Origin of the sequence: Bacteriovorax sp. DB6_IX (genome assembly GCF_000447775.1) — a bacterium.
GTDB lineage: Bacteria > Bdellovibrionota > Bacteriovoracia > Bacteriovoracales > Bacteriovoracaceae > Halobacteriovorax_A.
Genome location: NZ_AUNJ01000379.1, coordinates 1 through 19535, shown reverse-complemented (window position 1 = coordinate 19535; position 19535 = coordinate 1). Strand labels below are relative to the sequence as shown.

The window sequence follows — 19535 nt, the reverse complement described above, 5'->3', positions numbered from 1 at the left end:
AATTCCAAAAGGATCGTCAGAACCGAAGTATTGAACACCTGCTTGAGAGTAATTAATCTTTCCAGCTCTTGGAAAGAGATAAGACTTCACACCTGTATCAGGCTGTAAAACAGTATAATAATCTTGAAATAAACCTGTTGGAGATTCTGGATCAGAATTAAATAGAGCGGCACCAGAAATTTGCCAATCAGACTCAGCAAAGAGACGGAATGGACCTTTGTAGAGTCTTGCTACACCATTCTCATCAGTAAAGGCCGAACCATAAGTAAGAGATGTAAGACTTGAAGTACTTGTTCCAAGAACACTCTTGAAATTTGTTAAGTCTTTATTGTCAGGAAGACACTTTCTCAAGTTATCTGCTTCTAACTCACTTGCGTAACCATTTCCACTCTTATCATATTGCTCGTAGAGTGGTCTGTCTGTGGCCTCAACATTATTTCCATCATCATCTGTTTCAATTGAATAGAGACCAGAATCACTTATTTTTGCATAAGCATAGTAACAAACTTCTCCGGCCGCATCACATTGAGTATTGGTAAGAGACCCTTCAAAAGTTGGGTCATCTTCAAGAAGAAGTCCACGGCAATATAGACCAGAGTTTGTTGGGTCTTGAGTTGGATCAAGAACAGTCCCAGTTTCATCATAGTCATTATAATCGAAGAGATCGTAGAGTAATCTCGTGTCTCTAAAGGCTTGGTTTTGAACATCGAGAATAATAACATCGATTTCACTCGATTGTTGCAATCCCCCTACAACTCGTCCAATAACCGCAGGAATTGAAATCACATGTCTCTCTCTTCCCATGTAGAAACGAACTGAAATAATATGCTCTTTTAAAGCGGCAATATTAAGACCTGAAAGATAGAGATATCCCTCAAAGTTTTTTGGGATTGAAACTTTCTTTCTAAAAGTTCCTGTATTGGGATCAACGATTTGTGTGACTTCTACTTTAGCAGTTGTTAGGGCCGTATCGGTATCAAGGTCATTATCACCTGGAACTGCCCCACTTCCTCCGTTATTCTCCCCAGTGCTATCACCACCAGAAGTGACGTCAGAGTTTGATCCTACTCGACGGCTCGCAGGATTCTGAGGCGCCACGCAGGAACTCAGAATTAAGCTTAGTAATGTCAAAATACATAAGGCATTCTTCATATAATCTTCTCCATAGAGCTTATCGCCCAGATCAACATGGAGTTTGACCAAGTAGTTCTATTTTAAGGGATAATAGGAAAGCTTTGCCGATAAATATTTAAGTGTCGCCCACTAAATAGTTGAATACTCGTGATTTCGGGTAAAACAGTCAGACAATTAATAGAAATATTATGGATAATTCAAATAGACTAATAGAGACCAAATGCCTCTATTGGTGGTCATTTTGGAGCTTTTGAGAGGCCGACTCTAAGAAAGTCACAATAAGGGCCAAGATCAAAAGAGTAAAAGTCGCAGAGATGAAACTCACTGGTAGAATCACAAATTGCTGGTTCCCTAAAATATCAACGACTCTTGAGAGAAAGAGACTTACTCCTTCCCACGCCATAGAAATAACAAAGACAATGGTATAGACACTATAGTCCACTGCTGCGAATCTCTTTGTTTTATGAAGTATCCCCTCTTCTTTAGTATTGTTCGAACTATTGTCCGTATCAAAGAGAATTGAGACAATGGGAGAAAATAAAAAGAAATAAAGAACTAAGAGACCAGGTATAATCAAGGCCACAAAACCAAGCAGACAGAGAATCCCAAACCCAAGATTATAGAAGACAAAAGTTGGATAGTCCCAAAAAGCCTTGCGACTTGAGAACTCAACACCTCTAAGTTTAGCTAAAAAGAAATTTAAAAAGAGAACAGTTATAAGACTTCCAACTATCGCTTCAGTCAACCCAACCGTTATAATTGTAGCAGTATCTGTCGCTCCAGAGAAAATCATTGTTAAAGATGAGACAAAAGAAAGGGCCAGAATATAACCTATGATACCTTTAAACTCGTTTTTAAAAGTTTCCATCATACGATAAAAGATATCTAAGAAATTAAGCTCCACCTATTCTCCAATTAACATTCTTCAAAAGTTTTTGTCTGGACGTTCTTGCGAACACCAGGCACAGAAAAAACACGACCATGAAAACTAATATAGACACCAGGCTCCAAGAGCTTGGCCGCAATAAGAGACTCTGTCACATTTTGAAGACCGTCACTATCCATAAAGCCAGTTGGCTTCATGGCCCCAGTGAAAATGATGGGCACATCAATATGTGGAAGTGTTTTAAAAATAAATTCAGCTGACTTACTCATCGTATCCGTTCCATGTAGGACAACGATTGGAATCTTCTTCTCCATTTGAAGAGAAAGAGTCTTGGCCAAAAGAGTACGATCGTAATCTGTAAAATAAAGAGAATCTTTATTGATAATATTAAAGACGTGGAGATTTGTATGAGGCAAACGCAACTTATCAATAATGAATTGCTTCAAAATTGACTCTCTATTTGAGAGTGACCCATCCATTTCGTCATATGACTTTTCAATTGTTCCACCAGTCGTGACGAGAACAATATCCTGGCGATTGACAATGCGCTTCATTAACAGACACCTATAATTGAGTAGTTACAAATTTCGGACAATCTTACTCGTTTTAAATCAAGAGAAAAACTGAAAAATGAGGACTATATCAATTTTTCTAGCCTTGACGTCCACGCCTTGGGCCCCATATTGTATATGAGCAAAATTTTTGTAAAAGGAGTTAAGAAAATGACTACACGCACAGGACATATCTCAGTTTCGACTCAAGATATTTTCCCTATTATCAAGAAATGGCTCTATTCAGAGCATGATATTTTCCTTAGAGAGCTAGTTGCTAACGCTAGTGACGCAATTACTAAGAGGGCCACTCTCGCCAGACAAACAGGCCAGAAAACGCCAACAGGAAAGATTGATATTCGTGTAAATAGTGATGCTAAGACTGTTCAGCTTATCGACAATGGAATTGGGATGACTGAAGAGGAAGTTGAAAAATATATTGCACAACTTGCTTTTTCTGGAGCAGAGGAATTTGTAAAAAAACTAGAAGAAGCTGGTGGAGAATCAGACAAAGATATCATTGGTAAATTTGGGCTTGGTTTCTACTCGGCCTTTATGGTTTCAGATAAGGTAACTGTTGAGTCTCTTTCGATGACAGAGGGAGCAAAACCAACAAAGTGGACTTGTGAAGGTGATACTGACTACACTTTTGAAGAGTCGAATAAAACTGAAGTTGGTACAACAATCACACTTCATATTAATGAAGAATCAAAAGAGTTCCTTGGAAAATGGAAACTTAATGAGACATTAAAGAATCACTGTGACTTTATGCCATACCCTATTTCACTTCTTGATGAACTTGAAAAAGTAAAACCAAGAAAAGAAGATGGCTCTATCGATGAAGAGGCCGCGGAAGTTCCAGCGCAACCAATGATCGTAAACGAAACAAACCCTATCTGGAAAAGAGACCCAAGTGAGCTCACAGATGAAGACTATAAAGGTTTTTATAGAAAGCTCTATCCAATGGATGGTGACCCGCTATTTTGGATTCATCTCAAAGTAGACCACCCATTCACACTAGATGGTGTTCTCTTCTTCCCAAAATTTAATCCGACTAAGCCTTTCACTGAAAAGAATATTAGACTTTACTGTCGCCAGGTCTTCGTATCAGATAATGTTAAGAATATTATCCCTGAGTTCCTTGGCCTACTAAAAGGGACAATTGACTCAGTTGATATTCCACTGAATGTTTCAAGGTCTTCTCTTCAAGGTGATCCAAATATCAGAAAGATCTCTAACTATATCGTGAAGAAGGTGGCCGAGGCCCTGAAAAAGCTTCATAAGAAAGATAGAGAGAAGTACGAACAAATTTGGGATGATATTGGTCTCTTCGTAAAATATGGATGTGTTTCAGAAACAAAGTTCGATGAACTGATGAGAGAGAGGGCCCTTCTCAAAACAAATGAAGGTAAGTACTTCACAGTATCAGAGTATGCAGAAGCAATTCCTGCTGATTACAAAGAGAAAATGGAAGGAAAGATTCTCTACTACGAAAAAGATAAGGCGAACGCATCTCTTTTAGCTCAGCTAAAAGAAGTTGGACTATCAGCTGTAGAAACTGATGATCATATTGACCCTCACTTTATTCAACACTGTGAGGCCCACAAAATTGGTGACAAGGAAATTTCATTTGTCTCAGTAGACTCTGAAATTGAAAATCTCCTTGGTGGTGAAAACACAACTGAAGACGATATCAAAGTCAAAGAAATGTTTACTCAGTTCTTAGGTCTAACTAAGACTGAAGAGAATACTCCTGCTGACAAAGAAATTGAAATTGGAAAACTAAAGAATGCGACAACACCGGCCTACATTAAGGTTGATGAGCAAATGAAGAGATTTGCCCATATGGCAAAAGGCATGGGACAAACAGGGGCCTTCCCGACAAAGAAGACACTTGTGATCAATTCTCAAAACCCACTGGTACAAAATGCTCTAAGCTACATACTGATGGAAAGAATGATGAGCTTGCAAAGAAAATCTGCGTTCATGTGGAAGACCTCGCAAATCTGTCTAGTGAGGGATTAGATATGGAGCAAAGAGAGCACTTTGTGAAGAGATCTCAGGAACTTATCCAAGAGCTCTCTAATTTAGCACTGTAATGATAGAATGAGTTTATAGACTCGAAGAAAACGAACAACACATACTTGGACGTCTTCCTGGTTTTCAATACTTACATATCATAAGATGTTCAAGGGCCCGCCGAGAAATCGGCGGGTTTCTTTTTCCTGTAAATACAATTGCTTAATCCATATTAGTTTTTTCACTCCAGATAAATTTTCTTTACTCAATAAAAAGTTATTGCTAAGTTGCATCAATTGAACACATTCGTAAGGTTACTATGGAACAAGCAATCAAACTTTCATTTGTGACAACATTTGCTTTGTCGCTGCTTAATTTAATTATCTACTTTGTCTTGAAGAGAATTTGGAAAAAAGAACTCTTAGAAACCATGACTCTCTACTGGTTTTCAGTGGTCATTCTCTTTCTCATACAAACTCCACTCCAGTCATCTGTTGATAATCTCATCATAGCCTTAGCATTCTCCCTGAATGTGGTTCCTGCGGCGATTATTGCCAAGATTTATCAAAACTCATTTGATGAAAAATTTAATTATACTAAGTACCTCTTGGCGCAAATTGCAGTAATGTTAACTGCAATTATAATGAAGAATAATGGCTTTAGTTTCACGCAATTCTGTATACCTATTGTTGTTGGAGTCCTCTATCCAGTAATTGACTCTATTAGGGCCTATATTAAGAACTTTCAAAAAGCGACTCCAATTCATGGAATCTTAATATTTGTTTTCATCTACTCAATTGTCACAACTTTTAATTTTGCTTTTAATAGACTTTCTACTGACCCAACAGTGATATGGTGGGGCTGGGTTACGGGAAGTTTCACTTATATTCTCTTTTCGTCATTCCTGCCTTTCTTTGTACTACAAGAGATCTTTAGAGTTGAAGAGAAGAAACTCACAGGGATTATTGAAAATAAGACTAAGGATCTCACGACCCTCAACTCAATTCTCTCACATGATATCAGCAATGCCTTACAAGTCATTGATCTCTCAGTTATGAGAGTTATCAAAACAGAAGAAATGAGGCACCTAACAAAAACAAAGAATAAGATTAATGAGACACTCGCTCTTTTGAGATTTGTAAGAACATATTTTAAAAATAAAGATCGCCCTGTGCCAATAACTCAGATTCATTTCGAGAATACCCTGATTCAATCAGCGGATTCCTTAAAAGAGATGGCCGATGAGAAGAATGTCTCTATAAAAGTCACATCAGAACTCCCTCCGGGAGTCGAAGTCCTCTTTGACGAGAATCTTTTTAAAACTTGTATCGTTGGAAATATTTTAAAGAATGCGATTAAATTCTCTCACTCTGGTGAGACAATTGAAATCAAGGCAATGAAGGATAATAACAATAGAATCCTTCTTCGAATTAAAGATTCAGGAGTTGGAATGTCAGAGGATCAACTGGCAAGTGTTTTTACAAAGGAAGGAAAATCAACATTTGGTACTCGTGGAGAAATCGGGACCGGACTTGGCCTTCCGATCGTAAAAGAACTGATGGAAGACCATGGTGGAAATATAGCTATAAGCTCTGAAGTTAATAAAGGTACAGAAGTTATCCTGACATTCTAATGATATTATCTCCTTGCTCAACTCTCTCAACTTGATAGTAAAGAGGTAGAGCAAGGGCAACGACCCTTTGCCATGTCTGATCGATCATCGCCTCAATTTCAGCGGAGAGATTGAGTTGAATAGAATCTCTATAAAAAACAACCAGATCAACAGGCTCATTGATTCCACAAATAAAGTAATCAACATTTTCTTGAACCATCTGTGCCCCTACTTTAAGCGTTGTTGTATGCATCCCTTTAGATCGCCTCATCGTTCCCGTCATAGCGTCAAAATCTGAATACTCAAGTCTCTTGACGGCCATTGTCGCCAAGACATCTTTCCAGCGTATGCCATCTTGAGTTCGTCTAAACTGTTTCGCGACCGTAAAATTACAGCAAACTAAGATATTCTTTCCCTTCCTGATTAATTTTTGAATAGCAAGGTCATTCCAAACCTTAAAATAAGAGTCATCTCTTGCACAACTTTCATGGAAGTCCGCCGACTTCATAAAAACACACCCAACGCAGTCTCCTTTATAAAAAAGAGTCAGTATCTCATCCTGTCTTGTGAACTCATCAGAATAGATCATCCCTTCTTTTTGAGACCACTCGTCGGTCATCGTATCAATCCAAACCTTCTTCCACATGGAATATGTTTTCTCATAAATATCTCTAAACTCTTTTGCTATATTACGTCCTGGTATTAAATATAATTCTAGGTCCTTCATACATATTCTCCTTGCTAGCCCCTATGCAAAGCCAGAAAAATTATGCGGCCACTTTTGCAGTTTGCCCCTGCTTTTGAGTTGCCTCTACCGCCATGGCCTTCAAGAGTTGTAAGAATATATACTCAGATTGAGAGGCATTCACTTTAATTAATTCCTGTAAATCCATTGGAAGTTTATTGATAAGTTCATTGGCCTTTTGAACATGGGAGATATCTTCTTCTCCATGAACTTTTAAAAAGCTTGATTTTACACCTGCCCCACTTTCAATCTGATGATAAATATCGAGACCAATTTTTGCGGCCAATGTTTCAAGATACTGAATATAGCCCATCAGAACTAAGGGATGTTGATGCTCAATTTTATAATACTGTGACTCATAAAAAGAACTCGTCAGAGGATGTTCAGGGTAATCTTCAATCTTCTTCCCTAATTTCTTAAGATCAGCAAGGGCCAGTTTCTCATGAGAGTTCTCTTCGGCCATATGTTCTTTAAACCTCTTAATGAGACCTTCGTCATCAAGTCGAGAGATACAAAGTGCCAGAAGTTTTTCAGAGTGTTTTACGTAGTAATAAGTTTGTGCAAAGTAATTGGCCAAGAATTCTTCATTTTCCCAAGGTAAGTCGTTAATTGAAAACATATTAATCCTCTCAAATTAAATGATACTCAAAGAAGTTTGAGTCATCTCCATAAGAAATGATTATAAAGAAATTTTCATTATTAAATATAGACCATTGAGATTTCAATTAAATACACAAACTGTGTTCATAGAATAGTGCCAATAAAAAAAGGAGACATTCGCCTCCTTTCTTATTGATTTCGTGATTCTATATGATTAGGAGCTTAGCGCCCCTTCCTCTAAATTTCTTGTGAATTTGCTTAAGTTCACTACATTAGCATCTTTCTCAGTTGCGTTATTGTCACCAGGAAATGAGACAATATTTTGAGAACTTGTATTTAAAATTCCTTTACCATTTGTATGCGATCTCTTTGAGTAACGGACTTGTCCCTCTTCTCTTTCCTGTTCCTCTTTACAGTGAATACATTGAGTTGCAATTGGTCTTGCTAATAGTCTCTTCATAGTGATGTCTTCTCCACATTCTTCACACTCTCCAAATGTACCAGAAGCTATTTTTTCTAAGGCATGATTCACCTTCTTTAAGAAGAATCTATCTCTACCTTGTAACTTTAATAATAATTGAGCATCTCTCTCATTAGTCGTCTGATCGATGATGTCACCATTCCTTAACGCTTCAAGATCTCCACCTTCTAACTTGGCCTTGGCGAGTAATTGCTCTTTCATTGTTCCAAAAAGAATTTCAAAGTGCTTAAGATCTGTCGTGTTCATAGGTCCTCCTTAAAGGTTTAGTATATGGAATCCTTCCAAAATTGATCATCCGTGTCTCGAGCGGCAACATCCTATCGCCCTCTCGTGGCTATATAAAGCAAGGTGCGTGCCAAGTTTTACGCCCTAAGTTAAATAAGATTTGCTCGAATGTGGTGGAATTTTGTCCCTAAAGTGGGGACATTTTCGGAGGCAATGTGTCACTTTGATGACTTCAGTGCCAAAATAGACAAGTTATTGAATTAACTATTAGAGGAACTTATATGAAACAACAAACTCATTAGAGTCGCTATAGAAGACCTGTTTTGCGCCCTCATAACACTTCTTTACGCCTCTAATTTGAGAAAGTTTATCAGAGAGAACCTTTAATGAAGAATCAAAATCAAACTCCTCATCATAGTAGAAAGAACGGTGATTTCTTACGGCCTTTGCAACATCATGAATGATCTCTTCTACTGAAGACTCATAGCATTCGCTTTGTTCTGACTTGATTCCCGATTCTTTTCTTAGAAGAGAATATCTCTTGAAAGAAATCTCCATTCCCTCTTCATAATCATAACGAGATGAATGTAAGACCTCTCCCAAGTGATAAATTTCGTCAACAGACCATAGCATTTCTGCTTGTGCGTTATTAGCAAAACCAATAACTGAGAAAAGAACGGAGAATTGAATTGAAAAGATAACTAGAAGACTTCTCATTTCTTAATCCCATCTATTGAAGATAACGTTTACGTTTCCTAACATATCTTGATTTACAAAGAAGTAACCAAGACTTGATTCAGCAAAACAACTTCTTGAGTAAGACTTACCAGGAACAAGTTCTTTACAAGAAACTTCAAGGTCCATTGGAACGGCCTTATTACCGTTAGAACCTTTTTGACATCCCGGAGCTTTTTCAACAACGTTGAGAATTGCTTCCTTAACATACGATACTGGATTTTCTTCAAAGTCAGCATCTAGAATATCATCGTGTACCACAAATGATTTTGAATCTAGAATTTGATAGTTTTCAAAGAATGAATCGTAACAGTCCAGTGATACTGAGGCCGAGGCGATTGATTGAAGAAAAACCAACATTAATACAACTTTTATAGCTTTCATTTCCTACCTCCAAATTATTTATAACTCTTCAAACACAGACATAAAACAATATTATTGGGATAGTTTCAATCTAATAATTAGATAATATAGAATTAGTTCATACGCGAAATGAAACGATGATATACCTATCTAGACAAGCTTTTCATCTTTAGAAAGGATCAAGCGTTGCTCATCGATCATCTGACGAAAAATAGCGAGGACTTTAGCAAGGGCCTCCTCACATTCAGACTGACGACGCTTCGGGCCATCTAAAATATCACGAATATCAAGGGCCATTGATTTGGATACTTTTGAAAGAATATACTCTTGTAAATCTCTATCATAGAGCCTTAGGGCCAAAGCAAGATCTGTGAGTTCGATTTCTCTTAGAAATTCAACAAGCATTTTCACCGTAATATCCCTGAGATTTTCAAGGTTATAGAGCTTGCTCTCAATGAGTTGAGTAAGTTGTGGATCCTTCTTAGAGAGCTCACTGAGAAGGATTTTGCGCTCGTTAGAGCTCATAAGTTGTAGGGCCTTGATCATTTCATCAAGACCCCCTTGGAACTTAGCCATTATAGTGTGGATCTTCCTTAAGAAGATAGTTGACGACATAGTCTTTAACACCTTCTTCAAGTCCCATAAAAGTAAAGCTTGGCAGAACCTCTTTAAACTTTGTCATATCCGCTTCTGTAAAGTACTGATACTGCCCTCTTAGTCTTTCAGGCATATCAAAGAACTCAATATTCGGCTCTTTTCCCATGGCCTTAAATGTTGCAACAGCTAAGTTATAAAAGCTGTCTGCTTGACCTGTTCCAAGATTATAAATACCCGAATGATCTACATTCTCAGGATTATTCATTTCAATCATTGCTCTTACAACGTCGACAACATAAATGAAGTCTCTTAATTGTTTTCCATCTTCAAAGCCCTCTTTGTGAGACTTAAAGAGTCTAACCTTTCCTGAGTCATTAATTTGCCCAAATGCTTTGTGGACAAGAGATCTCATATCTTCTTTATGGTATTCATTTGGACCATAGACATTAAAGAATTTAAATCCAAACCAAAGTTTAGGATGACGTTCTTGCTTGAGAACCCACTCATCAAAGAGTTGCTTCGAATAACCATAAGGGTTCATAGGCTTAAGAGCTGGAATACCATCGTGATTGTCTTTATATCCTAGTTCACCATCACCATAAGTTGCAGCAGATGAAGCATAAATGAATGGGATATCAAGCTCAACGGCAAGTTGGAAAAGGTTCTTAGAATAAAGAACATTATTCTTCATCAGGTAATCCATATCCATTTCAGTCGTCGCTGAACAAGCACCAATATGATAAATACATGAAGCATTATCTAATACATCTGCATATTCAGGAAGAAAGAGTTCATCCGCATGAATATAATCAGCGTATTTTAAGTTTCTAATATTTCTCCACTTATTAGTCTCGGCCAGACGATCAACGATAATAATATCTTCACGTCCCATTTTATTAAGTTCTCCAACGAGAATACTTCCAATAAAACCGGCACCACCTGTCACAATAATCATAAGGTTTCCTCTTTTTTATATAAGTCTTTTAATTGTAATCCAAAAAGTAAAATTAGTAGTAATAGTTTAGCAGAGTCTGCCTTCACATAGAAGTTGTGATAGAAATCAAGATCTGCCTGAATCTTTTCCATTTTAGGGTCTTCATCAATTGTGGCCATTTTTAATTTATTCATCTTATCAATATTTGGACTGAGATACAGACCGTAGAGAAGTGGGAATACAATTAAAACGAGGGAAATAATTCTCTTCGACTTCACACTTAAGATACAGAGGAAGAGGGCCAAGATAATTTCAATATAATTAAAACGTGTAAAGATTGTGACACCAAGGCTAGCTGCCTCATCTCTTGATGTGACCGTTTGAAAAACGGCAGGGACGGCCAAGAAATCTATGAAGATTGTGGCCAACATCCAAGATAAACAGAAGGCCAGGGCAAGGGCCAGGCTTTGATGAGAGTTTCTTTGTAACAAGTTATTCATGCCCATATCATAGCAATTGCGTTAGATTACGGCAATTAGATGCTAGGCTTAATCTCTTCTTCTAAGGCCACTTCAAAGGCCTTCATAATCGCCTTGAAATTACCCGAAGTATACTTTTGGGCAACAGCATCATAAGCCTTTTGAATCTTACTCGTATTAAAAGCAATTTTATAGAGCTCGAGAACAAAATCGTGGGCCACAATAAAGACGCACTCTAGTTGCGTAAGGTTAGTACCCGTGAGTCCCCTAGGATAAGACTCCTCTGGCCCCAGCCCCTCATGATGATTGAGACAAATATTGATCACCTCTTGTGGCATCTCCTTATCCGCCTGTAACATTTCAGCAATAATCCTTCCATGATCAAGAATCTCCTGGCTCAACTCCTGATCCATCGTTGTAATTTTTGATTTTCCAGCACCTTCATAAAAGGCCTTTTTAGGATTGGCCATACCCAGATCATGGAACATTGAGGCCATTGCCAATTTACTCCTAACTTGCTCACTCTCCCAATCCATATGTTTGCATAGAATATTACAGAACATCATAGTCAAATAACTATGGTCGTAGATGAAAGTCCCCTTCATCTTTTCAAAGAGATTGAAAACTTTCTTTAAGTTTGGTTTTTGCAATTCTTTTTCAACACTAGCTAAGGTTTCATTAACTTTAGAGACAATAAATTCATTCACTCCAAGATCTTTAACCATACCATGAAGAATCTCCTGACTCTTTCTAACGTATTCTTCTTTAGTATCAAAGAGCTTAACATCAGCAAGCTTGTCAGAAAAAAGTGCGGTACACTTATCATAGAAATCATGTGATTTTACATAGAATGAATCAACTCTCTTTGCTTTAAACTTTTGAATAAAATTGTCGTCAACAGGGTCTTTCTCATTAGCAATCTTTACATACTTATCAACACCGAGTTTGACAAAAATATCACAAGGAAACGCTGTCACTTTATAGAAATTATTAATTGGTATTGGGAAGTTATCACTACCCGTTTCAGATTTTAAATCGCTTATCAGTGAAGATAATTCAATAAGCTTAAAATTAGCTCCAATGACATTATCTAAAATAGCACTATATTTCTCATCAGTTTTTTGATCATCATTAACGATGAAAATGACATTCTTATCGTGATCAGTCACAATATCTTGCGCTTTCGCAGTCACAGCACTAAAAGTCTCAGATGTTAAATCAATGACAAAGAAGAGATTCTTATCTGTCTTTTCCAATTCAGGCATTAACTCTTGATAGTCTTTAACATTCTTAACAAGCCCAACATCTTTGAAAGAGCTAATGATAGAAGTCACCTTATCAAGTAATGACTTATTAGAAATTGCCAATGTCACATTCATTGTACTTGGTAACATTATTACTTCCTCACCTTCGCCTTAATTTCCATCAATTCCTTGATTTCTACTTTTAAGGTCTTAAGAATATGAGCTTTCTTCTTTTCAATGAGAAAGTCTTCAATATCACTTAGCTGATAAAGAAGAAGCATTACCGCCTTATTATAGGCAAATTTTAAAACGCGATTCTCTGATAAAGTCTCAATAATAATTCTGAGAGCATCCCCTCCCATGGCTTCATTCCAAACTAAGAATTTATCATGGGCCTTCTCGCCCCAAACGATGAGAGTATGCTCATCGCTCTTATCTTCGAGATAAGATGTGACACTTGTAAGATGTTCTTCTTTAACAATTATAGTGATCGGCTTAGATAACTCTTTCACGGCATCAAGTTTATTTGCCGTAGCGACACAGAAAACTTCTTTATTTGGTAGGGATTCAATTATTGATTTAGCACTGGCCTTTCCTGAACCAACGACGAGAATTGGCAGTTCCATGCGCTTAAAGAGATCACGAGAGAGCTCATCAAATTCATCCTGCTCCTCTTTTTCAAAGACTTGATCAACACGGTAATCAAACTCTACGGCGTTGCCTTTCATAATCTCTCTGGCCACGTCGATACTCATAAGAAAGTAATCAACCATGCCCTTGAGATCCTCCACTTTGTCCGAATAAGACTGAAAGCGATCCTCTACAAGGTGCATATGCTTTTGCATATCATCAAGCCCCATCATACCTGCCGAGCCCTTCAAACTATGAAAGCAGCGAAATACCAAGTTATAACATTCTTGGGGGTCTTTACCTTTGTCTAATTCAAGTAGTGCATCTTCACTTTCATCAAGAAGCTCGCCGGCCTCTACTGAAAATTCAGCGAGTAAGGGGTTATCCATGTCTCATCTCCTAGAGGATATTTTATCAGAATATCAAGGAGATATAAGAGGAAATTTATGAATGTTGCTTGGCCAAATATGGGTGAACAATAAGTGCAACCGCTATAATCCCCACCTCAAAGAGCACCACAAGCGGTACCCAAAGCCCCATCATCGTATAAGGGTCTGGAGGCGTTAACATGGCAGAGAGGACAGCAAAGCCCACATAGACATAGTTTCGCATCTTACGTAGGGACTGCTTTGTCACTATCCCCATAAAGCCTAAAATGAGAAGAACATTTGGCAGTTGAAAGAGTATTCCTAAGAAAACAAGAACTTTAGTTGAGAGAACTAAGTAATCCTTAAGACCGATCGTGGCCTCTACCCCAGCAACTCCAAACTGCAGAAGTGTTTCAAAAGTTAGTGGAAAGACTAAGAAATATCCGAAGCATACACCTAGACAAAAGAAGATGAAAGCGACGAAAATAAACGGTCTTACGGCCTTTATCTCATAATCATAGAGTCCAGGTTTGATGAACTTCCACACCTGGTAGAACCAAAGAGGACTAGAGACAATTACTGAAGAGTAAAAGGCCACCTGAAATTGTGAAAGGACCTTATCAAGAAGTCCAAGATAGACAACTTTCCCATCTGCCCCCAGGGCATTTCGAAGTGGTCTTAGGAGAATTTCTTGAATATGCTCTCCATAACCATAACATAGAAAGAACGTCACAAAGAGAATGAGCACGACTTTGATTAAAGTTGATCTAAGCTCTTCTAAATGTTCAACAAGTGACATTTCTTTCAAAAGTTACCTCGAGATATTTAAGTATTGGAAATTACTGTCCGATATACATAATATATAAATGAATTTAAAGAGATAGTAAAAGAAAATGAAAAAGATCCTATTGGCCTATGTAATTTTAACATCTTATGTTTCTGCCCAGAGTCTCCTACACTGTCTAGGAGCTGAAGAATCTCATTATGCCAAACAGAAATACACAGGGCCTAATTATAGGCTCAACCAACTTATGATTGAAGAGATCTCGTCGCTAAGTGATCTCAAGGTTATTCCTAGGGTTTATAAGAAAATTTGTCAGGATAAATCAAATTACCCTTCTCTACTTCTACTTGAGAATCTCATTCATCCAAAAGAAAGACTCTTTCAAACCTCGAAGAATCAATTCATTGAAAAGTCTTCTCTTGAGACAATTAAAGAAAATAGTGGTCGTCTGCTAATTACATACCTGTCTTATCTACAAACTGTTGCTAAGACACCGAAGTGTATTGAAAAAGAAATTCCAGAGATCATTCCTCTGTACTCACGCTATCGCTATCTTGAAGATATTGTCGATCCAAAGGATATGAATGGCTCATATAACGAAATAAAGGCAATCTTCTCAAAGCTTAAACATGCCGATAAAATTTTAGAGAGATGCTCACAAAGAGCGACAAAGAACAACTAAGAGCAACTAAGAACGACTAAGAATAAAAAACCTTAAGCCCACTCCCATCTTCAAACTGACATCCAGCTAAAAAAGATTCAAGCCTGGCCCTTAAAGAGTCACCTGCTTTTGTTCTAATGTAGAGATGATCCTCAACCAATGCCATTAATTCAAAATCAGCACCACTCTCTTCATTGAGATTTTTAAGAAATGGAACGAGATCTTGAGATAGAAAAGCTGCCGGCCACTTACCACTAACTCTCTGCCTTGGATATTTCGCTTTATAAATAGACTTCTCATTTTCAGACTCGTCACTATCTTGCTTAAGAATAAACTCTGAATCAGAATTCTCGATAAAGCTTCGAATATCTCTTACACAATGAGCACAACCACCTGCGGCCTTGGTCATATTTGTAACCGTGAGAATATCTCCTGCTCCTTGAGAAATCGCATCTTTGATTTCAGCTTCAGTAACGGCAAAACAGCGACAAATAAGATTCTCTTTAATACTTCCTTGTGAAGTAATATCACTTAGTACTGGGCTAAAGTGGAAATGAACTTCATCTAGTAATTGCCACCAATAGGTCTTAACCAATTGATCGTCACTCACCTCATAGACAAGGCTTGGAGTAGCTAAAGACTCAAAGTTCTTCCCCACAACCAATTCAAGAAGTGCAATAAAGAGATCGCGAACCTTCTGTGTACCAGTCACGCTAAAGTCTTCAAGTTTTCCCTTAGGGTTTAAGAGAAGCTCAATCTCGATAGAGTCTTCAACTCCATCGAGACTAGTTTGAATTTTTTGAGTAAAGTTTGCGCCGATGATTTTTTCACACGAGAGTTATTGAACATCTACTTCTTTTCTTCTTCTCTTAAAGTGAGAATTTCATATCCATCATCTGTTACAAGAATTGTATGCTCAAATTGAGCAGAAAGTTTCTTATCCTTAGTAATAACAGTCCAACCATCTTTAAGAACTTTACAGTGCTTTACACCAAGATTGATCATTGGCTCAATTGTAAAAGTCATCCCAGGTTTCATCACGGCCCCTGTCCCTCTCTTACCAACATGAACAACTTGTGGGTCTTCATGAAACTCTCTTCCAATCCCGTGCCCACAGTAATCTTCAACGACTGTGTAACCATGAGAGTGAGCAATTTCCTCGATAACAGCACCAATATCACCAATATGACCACCTGGTTTAACTTGTTCAATCCCCGCCATCATACATTGATAAGTAACATCAACGAGTTTCTTCGCTTCTTCTGAAACATTCCCAACGAAGAATGTCTTATTTGTATCACCATGAAACTTATTGAGATAAGTCGTAACATCAATATTGAGAATATCACCATCCTTAAGAACGTCTTTCTTATTCGGAATTCCGTGACAAATAACTTCATTAAGAGAAGTACAAACTGATTTAGGAAACCCATGGTAATTGAGTGGAGATGGGTATGCTCCATTCTTCACAATATAGTCATGGCAGATCTGGTTCAACTCCTCCGTTGAAACACCTGGCTTAATGAATTGTTCAATATACTCAAGAGTACTAGCAGCGAGACGGCTCGTGGCCCTCATTAGTTCAATTTCACGCTTAGACTTGATAGAGATCATCTTCTATTTCCTATTTTAAGTTTTGCCGACCATAACAAATACTTACATTGATGGCCATCGCTTTTGTATTTTCAACTGTTTATATATAATACACCCATTGTAAAAAGTACAAGGAAGCACAAATCAATAACGCAATGCGCTACAATAATTTCACTTGCGTATCGATTATACACTCAGGAGAGAGATTTGAAGAACTTGAAATTACTACCTTTTTTCATCTATATTCTATTAAGTTTCAGTACCTTAGCGAAGTCCGTCAACTTCAAGCTACTGAATATCATTGATAGAACTGGAGAGATCAATATTGAAAGGAACGCCCATAAAGATCACACAAGGGCCAATACTGAAAATATCGTCAATCTCATCAAGATAGGAAAGGATTTCAAGCAAATCAGCAAGCAGTACTCACTTCAGATTGTGAACAAACTCAATAATGGTGAAGTTCTCACTGGTGCAGAAATCGCAACCCTCGATCTCTTTATGAAGACTCTTCTTATTGTGACGGATAAGAATATGGAGCTTGGTAAGCTTTACTACTTAAGTCTTGAAGAGAAGATGTACTATCCAAACAATACGCAAAGAACAAAAGAAAATATGATCTGGCTAACAGGTTACCTCAATGTCTTTGACCTTTTCACAAGTGCCTATGATCACTACTTCAGTGAAGGAAAAGTCAGACGTATTCTAAAAGATATCTATAGAGTAAGAGCAAAGGAAGTTCCATCTCTTAAAAAGCTTAAAGCAAGTGTAAAACTTATTAATGATAAGAAGTTTAAAGAATTCTTAAAGAGTAAAACTCTAGAAGTCTATGCCAATAGAGTTCCTATGCTACAAGAAATGGATGTCACTCTAACAAGACAAATTGCCCAATTTGAAATGCTTCCTATTTCAACAGAGATTCAAAAGAGAAGCTATCCTAGAATGAAGCTTTGGAGCTTTTGGGATTCAATCGTAAGAGTCTTTAACAACTTCACAAACTTTGTATCAGGTGTTTTTGGTAATATCGTTGGCTCTGTAAGATGGAGACATGGATACCTTTACGACCACTATTGGGCGCATAACTACCTAATGGAAACCCTGAAGCCACTCGATATTATTGCTGAGAAAACACCATTTGCTCTAACAGATCTTTTCATTCCAGGACACTTTGGACATATTGCTGTCTACCTAGGAACGGAAGAGCAGCTTAGAGAGATTGGAATGTGGTCACACCCAAAGATCATTCCTCTACAATCAGAAATTAGAAAAGGAAATACGATCCTTGAATCAATCAGACCAGGATCAAGAATGGTTTCTCTTAGAGAATTCATGGAAATTGATGAGATCACAATTGTTAGACAACCGAATCTACCTAAAGAATCGTTGACCTCTATGAAAAAGTATTCGTAGGTGCCATTGACCAACTTGATAAGAAGTATGACTTTAACTTTGATGTTCACACTCTTGAGAAAGTTGTTTGTTCAGAAGTTCCTTACCATGCTTTTGGACATATTAAGTGGCCGACATCATATGTCTTTGGAAGATATACGATCTCACCAGATGAGGTTATCTCACTAGCTTACTATGATAACTCTCCAGTTAAGTTTGAGATGGCCGTTATCGCAAATAAGGCCAAGAAAGTAAGACACATCTCTCTAGAGGAAATGGGTAAAAACCTTTCATTTAGAAAGAATAGTAAAAGATCTAAGCTAACTTGGTAAGGCCTCTTTTGATAAGAAACAAAAGAAGTGTAAAACATACAGAAGAAAGAATCACCAGGACCATGGACCAGAGTGGAAGTATGTTAAGAGCTGTAAAACAGTTTACCAACAAATGGTATATGGCCAATAATTAAAATCCTTAGTATGTTGTTTGGCATGAACGCCAAACAACATCTTATATTCAGACCAGATGTGTCACAATATCAAGTCTCTAACTTTAGAGAGATAGAAAAGACACATATCGAAGAAATTCCTAATGTAAAATATATGACAGCTTTTGAAGAGCTTGAACAAAACTCAAGCTCTGAAGTTGTTGTCATTTCAACAAGTCAAACTCCTGTCAAAGAGTTAAGTGAAAAGCTTAAGGCCTTTAATATCAAACTTTGGATTCATCCCAATTCAGGATATGACAATCTCCCTCAATCCTTTGTTGAGCAGGCCAACTTCCCAATTGTGGTAGGTAATACAATTAGAGCTAACGCTGTTTATCTTTATAGTGTTCAATGCCTTCTTGATTCAATGGGACCAATTCCATTCTATCAACAGTGGGAACCCACACGACAATTTGAAAGAAAATCTTTTCGAAAGGAAAATATTCTTGTTATTGGTCGAGGTCATATTGGTCAAAAAATGACAAGCTTCCTCGAGAATTCTGAACTTGAATATCAACTTCTTGATCCGTTTCTTGGAGAGACGACGATAAATTATTCAAAGGTGACGACAGTTATTGTTTTGGCCAGTTTAAATAAAACATCTCATCATCTTCTGAATAAGGAATTCTTTAATAAGCTGAATAAATCTGTCACGATCATTAACCCAGCACGAGGAAAGATCATTGATGAGCAAGCACTTATTGAATATCTGAAGTCATCACCCGATTCAAAAGTCTACCTTGATGTCTTTGAAAAAGAGCCTTGTGATTTTTCAAAGTTTAGCTTCCATAAGAATATTCATCTTAGCTCACATATTGCTGGAGTCTATGAAGATATTGACCAAGTCATTATTGAACATGAGCTAAATACTATTAAAGACTTCTTTGAGTTAGAAGAAGATAAGTTTAAGAAGAAATACGAGAGGCTTCTTCTTAAGAATAAAATAATCAATGATATACTAATATAGAGGTGAACCATGAGTGATAAAATGAACGACAAGGTAATTAAGAATTTTGAGTCT

21 protein-coding genes are annotated in these 19535 nt (G+C 37.4%); 5 read left to right on the top strand and 16 right to left on the bottom strand.

Annotated features, from left to right (window positions below; all coding sequences use genetic code 11):
• The 3 genes from M901_RS12060 to M901_RS12050 form a co-directional block, all read right to left on the bottom strand.
• The coding region (locus tag M901_RS12060) for a hypothetical protein (protein ID WP_157679985.1) at nucleotides 1–1152 on the bottom strand (1152 nt) is incomplete at its 3' end.
• Nucleotides 1153–1360: 208 nt separating this feature from the next.
• Nucleotides 1361–2038 carry a hypothetical protein gene (locus tag M901_RS12055; protein WP_021278466.1) on the bottom strand — a complete coding sequence of 226 codons (678 nt, stop codon included), beginning with the start codon at nucleotides 2036–2038 and terminating at the stop codon, nucleotides 1361–1363.
• A gap of 11 nt (nucleotides 2039–2049) precedes the next feature.
• Complete coding sequence (locus M901_RS12050; protein WP_021278463.1) at nucleotides 2050–2574, bottom strand: asparaginase domain-containing protein; 525 nt, start codon at nucleotides 2572–2574, stop codon at nucleotides 2050–2052.
• A 168-nt stretch (nucleotides 2575–2742) separates the two neighbouring features.
• Here M901_RS12050 and htpG point away from each other — a divergent pair, with 168 nt between their 5' ends.
• Both htpG and M901_RS16650 read left to right on the top strand, forming a co-directional pair.
• Entirely contained in the window at nucleotides 2743–4596 is a 1854-nt protein-coding gene (gene htpG, locus M901_RS12045; RefSeq protein WP_021278460.1) for a molecular chaperone HtpG, read from the top strand.
• Nucleotides 4597–4909: 313 nt separating this feature from the next.
• On the top strand, nucleotides 4910–6223 hold the full coding sequence (locus M901_RS16650) for a HAMP domain-containing sensor histidine kinase (protein ID WP_021278478.1): 1314 nt from the start codon (nucleotides 4910–4912) through the stop codon (nucleotides 6221–6223).
• Here M901_RS16650 and M901_RS12035 read toward each other — a convergent pair.
• The 11 genes from M901_RS12035 to tatC form a co-directional block, all read right to left on the bottom strand.
• Nucleotides 6207–6929 (bottom strand): hypothetical protein, encoded by a 723-nt coding sequence (locus M901_RS12035; RefSeq protein WP_021278469.1) that lies wholly within the window; start codon nucleotides 6927–6929, stop codon nucleotides 6207–6209. The genes M901_RS16650 and M901_RS12035 overlap by 17 nt on opposite strands.
• Nucleotides 6930–6969: 40 nt before the next feature.
• On the bottom strand, nucleotides 6970–7566 hold the full coding sequence (locus M901_RS12030; protein ID WP_021278464.1) for an iron-containing redox enzyme family protein: 597 nt from the start codon (nucleotides 7564–7566) through the stop codon (nucleotides 6970–6972).
• A gap of 195 nt (nucleotides 7567–7761) precedes the next feature.
• Nucleotides 7762–8274, bottom strand: coding sequence for a TraR/DksA C4-type zinc finger protein (locus M901_RS12025; RefSeq protein WP_021278481.1), 513 nt, complete (start codon nucleotides 8272–8274; stop codon nucleotides 7762–7764).
• A 246-nt stretch (nucleotides 8275–8520) separates the two neighbouring features.
• A complete protein-coding gene (locus M901_RS12020; protein WP_021278461.1) occupies nucleotides 8521–8970 on the bottom strand; it encodes a hypothetical protein in 450 nt (149 codons plus the stop codon).
• Nucleotides 8971–8973: 3 nt separating this feature from the next.
• The gene (locus tag M901_RS12015; RefSeq protein ID WP_021278471.1) at nucleotides 8974–9372 is read right to left on the bottom strand and encodes a hypothetical protein; all 399 of its coding nucleotides are present in this window, start codon (nucleotides 9370–9372) and stop codon (nucleotides 8974–8976) included.
• A gap of 129 nt (nucleotides 9373–9501) precedes the next feature.
• Complete coding sequence (locus M901_RS12010) at nucleotides 9502–9927, bottom strand: FliG C-terminal domain-containing protein (protein ID WP_021278467.1); 426 nt, start codon at nucleotides 9925–9927, stop codon at nucleotides 9502–9504.
• On the bottom strand, nucleotides 9920–10903 hold the full coding sequence (rfaD, locus tag M901_RS12005; RefSeq protein ID WP_021278473.1) for an ADP-glyceromanno-heptose 6-epimerase: 984 nt from the start codon (nucleotides 10901–10903) through the stop codon (nucleotides 9920–9922). The genes M901_RS12010 and rfaD overlap by 8 nt, the downstream gene beginning before the upstream one ends.
• On the bottom strand, nucleotides 10900–11382 hold the full coding sequence (locus M901_RS12000) for a DUF4149 domain-containing protein (protein WP_021278475.1): 483 nt from the start codon (nucleotides 11380–11382) through the stop codon (nucleotides 10900–10902). Before M901_RS12000 ends, rfaD begins: the two co-directional genes overlap by 4 nt.
• Nucleotides 11383–11417: 35 nt before the next feature.
• Nucleotides 11418–12755, bottom strand: a complete 1338-nt coding sequence (locus tag M901_RS17270) for an HD domain-containing protein (protein ID WP_021278465.1) — start codon at nucleotides 12753–12755, stop codon at nucleotides 11418–11420.
• 2 nt (nucleotides 12756–12757) lie between these two features.
• Nucleotides 12758–13624, bottom strand: a complete 867-nt coding sequence (locus M901_RS11990; protein ID WP_021278480.1) for an Hpt domain-containing protein — start codon at nucleotides 13622–13624, stop codon at nucleotides 12758–12760.
• Nucleotides 13625–13679: 55 nt separating this feature from the next.
• Nucleotides 13680–14402 (bottom strand): twin-arginine translocase subunit TatC, encoded by a 723-nt coding sequence (gene tatC, locus M901_RS11985; protein WP_034722018.1) that lies wholly within the window; start codon nucleotides 14400–14402, stop codon nucleotides 13680–13682.
• A gap of 94 nt (nucleotides 14403–14496) precedes the next feature.
• On the opposite strand from tatC, the gene M901_RS11980 reads away from it, so the two are divergent.
• Entirely contained in the window at nucleotides 14497–15069 is a 573-nt protein-coding gene (locus tag M901_RS11980; RefSeq protein WP_021278479.1) for a hypothetical protein, read from the top strand.
• A 16-nt stretch (nucleotides 15070–15085) separates the two neighbouring features.
• Here the strand turns inward: M901_RS11980 and M901_RS11975 are convergent, their stop codons facing one another.
• Nucleotides 15086–15760 carry a (2Fe-2S)-binding protein gene (locus M901_RS11975; protein ID WP_021278468.1) on the bottom strand — a complete coding sequence of 225 codons (675 nt, stop codon included), beginning with the start codon at nucleotides 15758–15760 and terminating at the stop codon, nucleotides 15086–15088.
• Between the two features lie 137 nt (nucleotides 15761–15897).
• Nucleotides 15898–16662, bottom strand: a complete 765-nt coding sequence (gene map / locus M901_RS11970; protein WP_021278474.1) for a type I methionyl aminopeptidase — start codon at nucleotides 16660–16662, stop codon at nucleotides 15898–15900.
• Nucleotides 16663–16848: 186 nt separating this feature from the next.
• Between map and M901_RS11965 the strand changes: the two genes are divergently transcribed.
• Nucleotides 16849–18051: a YiiX/YebB-like N1pC/P60 family cysteine hydrolase gene (locus M901_RS11965; protein WP_021278462.1), complete on the top strand. Its 1203-nt coding sequence runs from the start codon at nucleotides 16849–16851 to the stop codon at nucleotides 18049–18051.
• Nucleotides 18052–18518: 467 nt separating this feature from the next.
• Nucleotides 18519–19481: an NAD(P)-dependent oxidoreductase gene (locus tag M901_RS11960; protein WP_034722015.1), complete on the top strand. Its 963-nt coding sequence runs from the start codon at nucleotides 18519–18521 to the stop codon at nucleotides 19479–19481.
• Nucleotides 19482–19535: the final 54 nt, after the last annotated feature.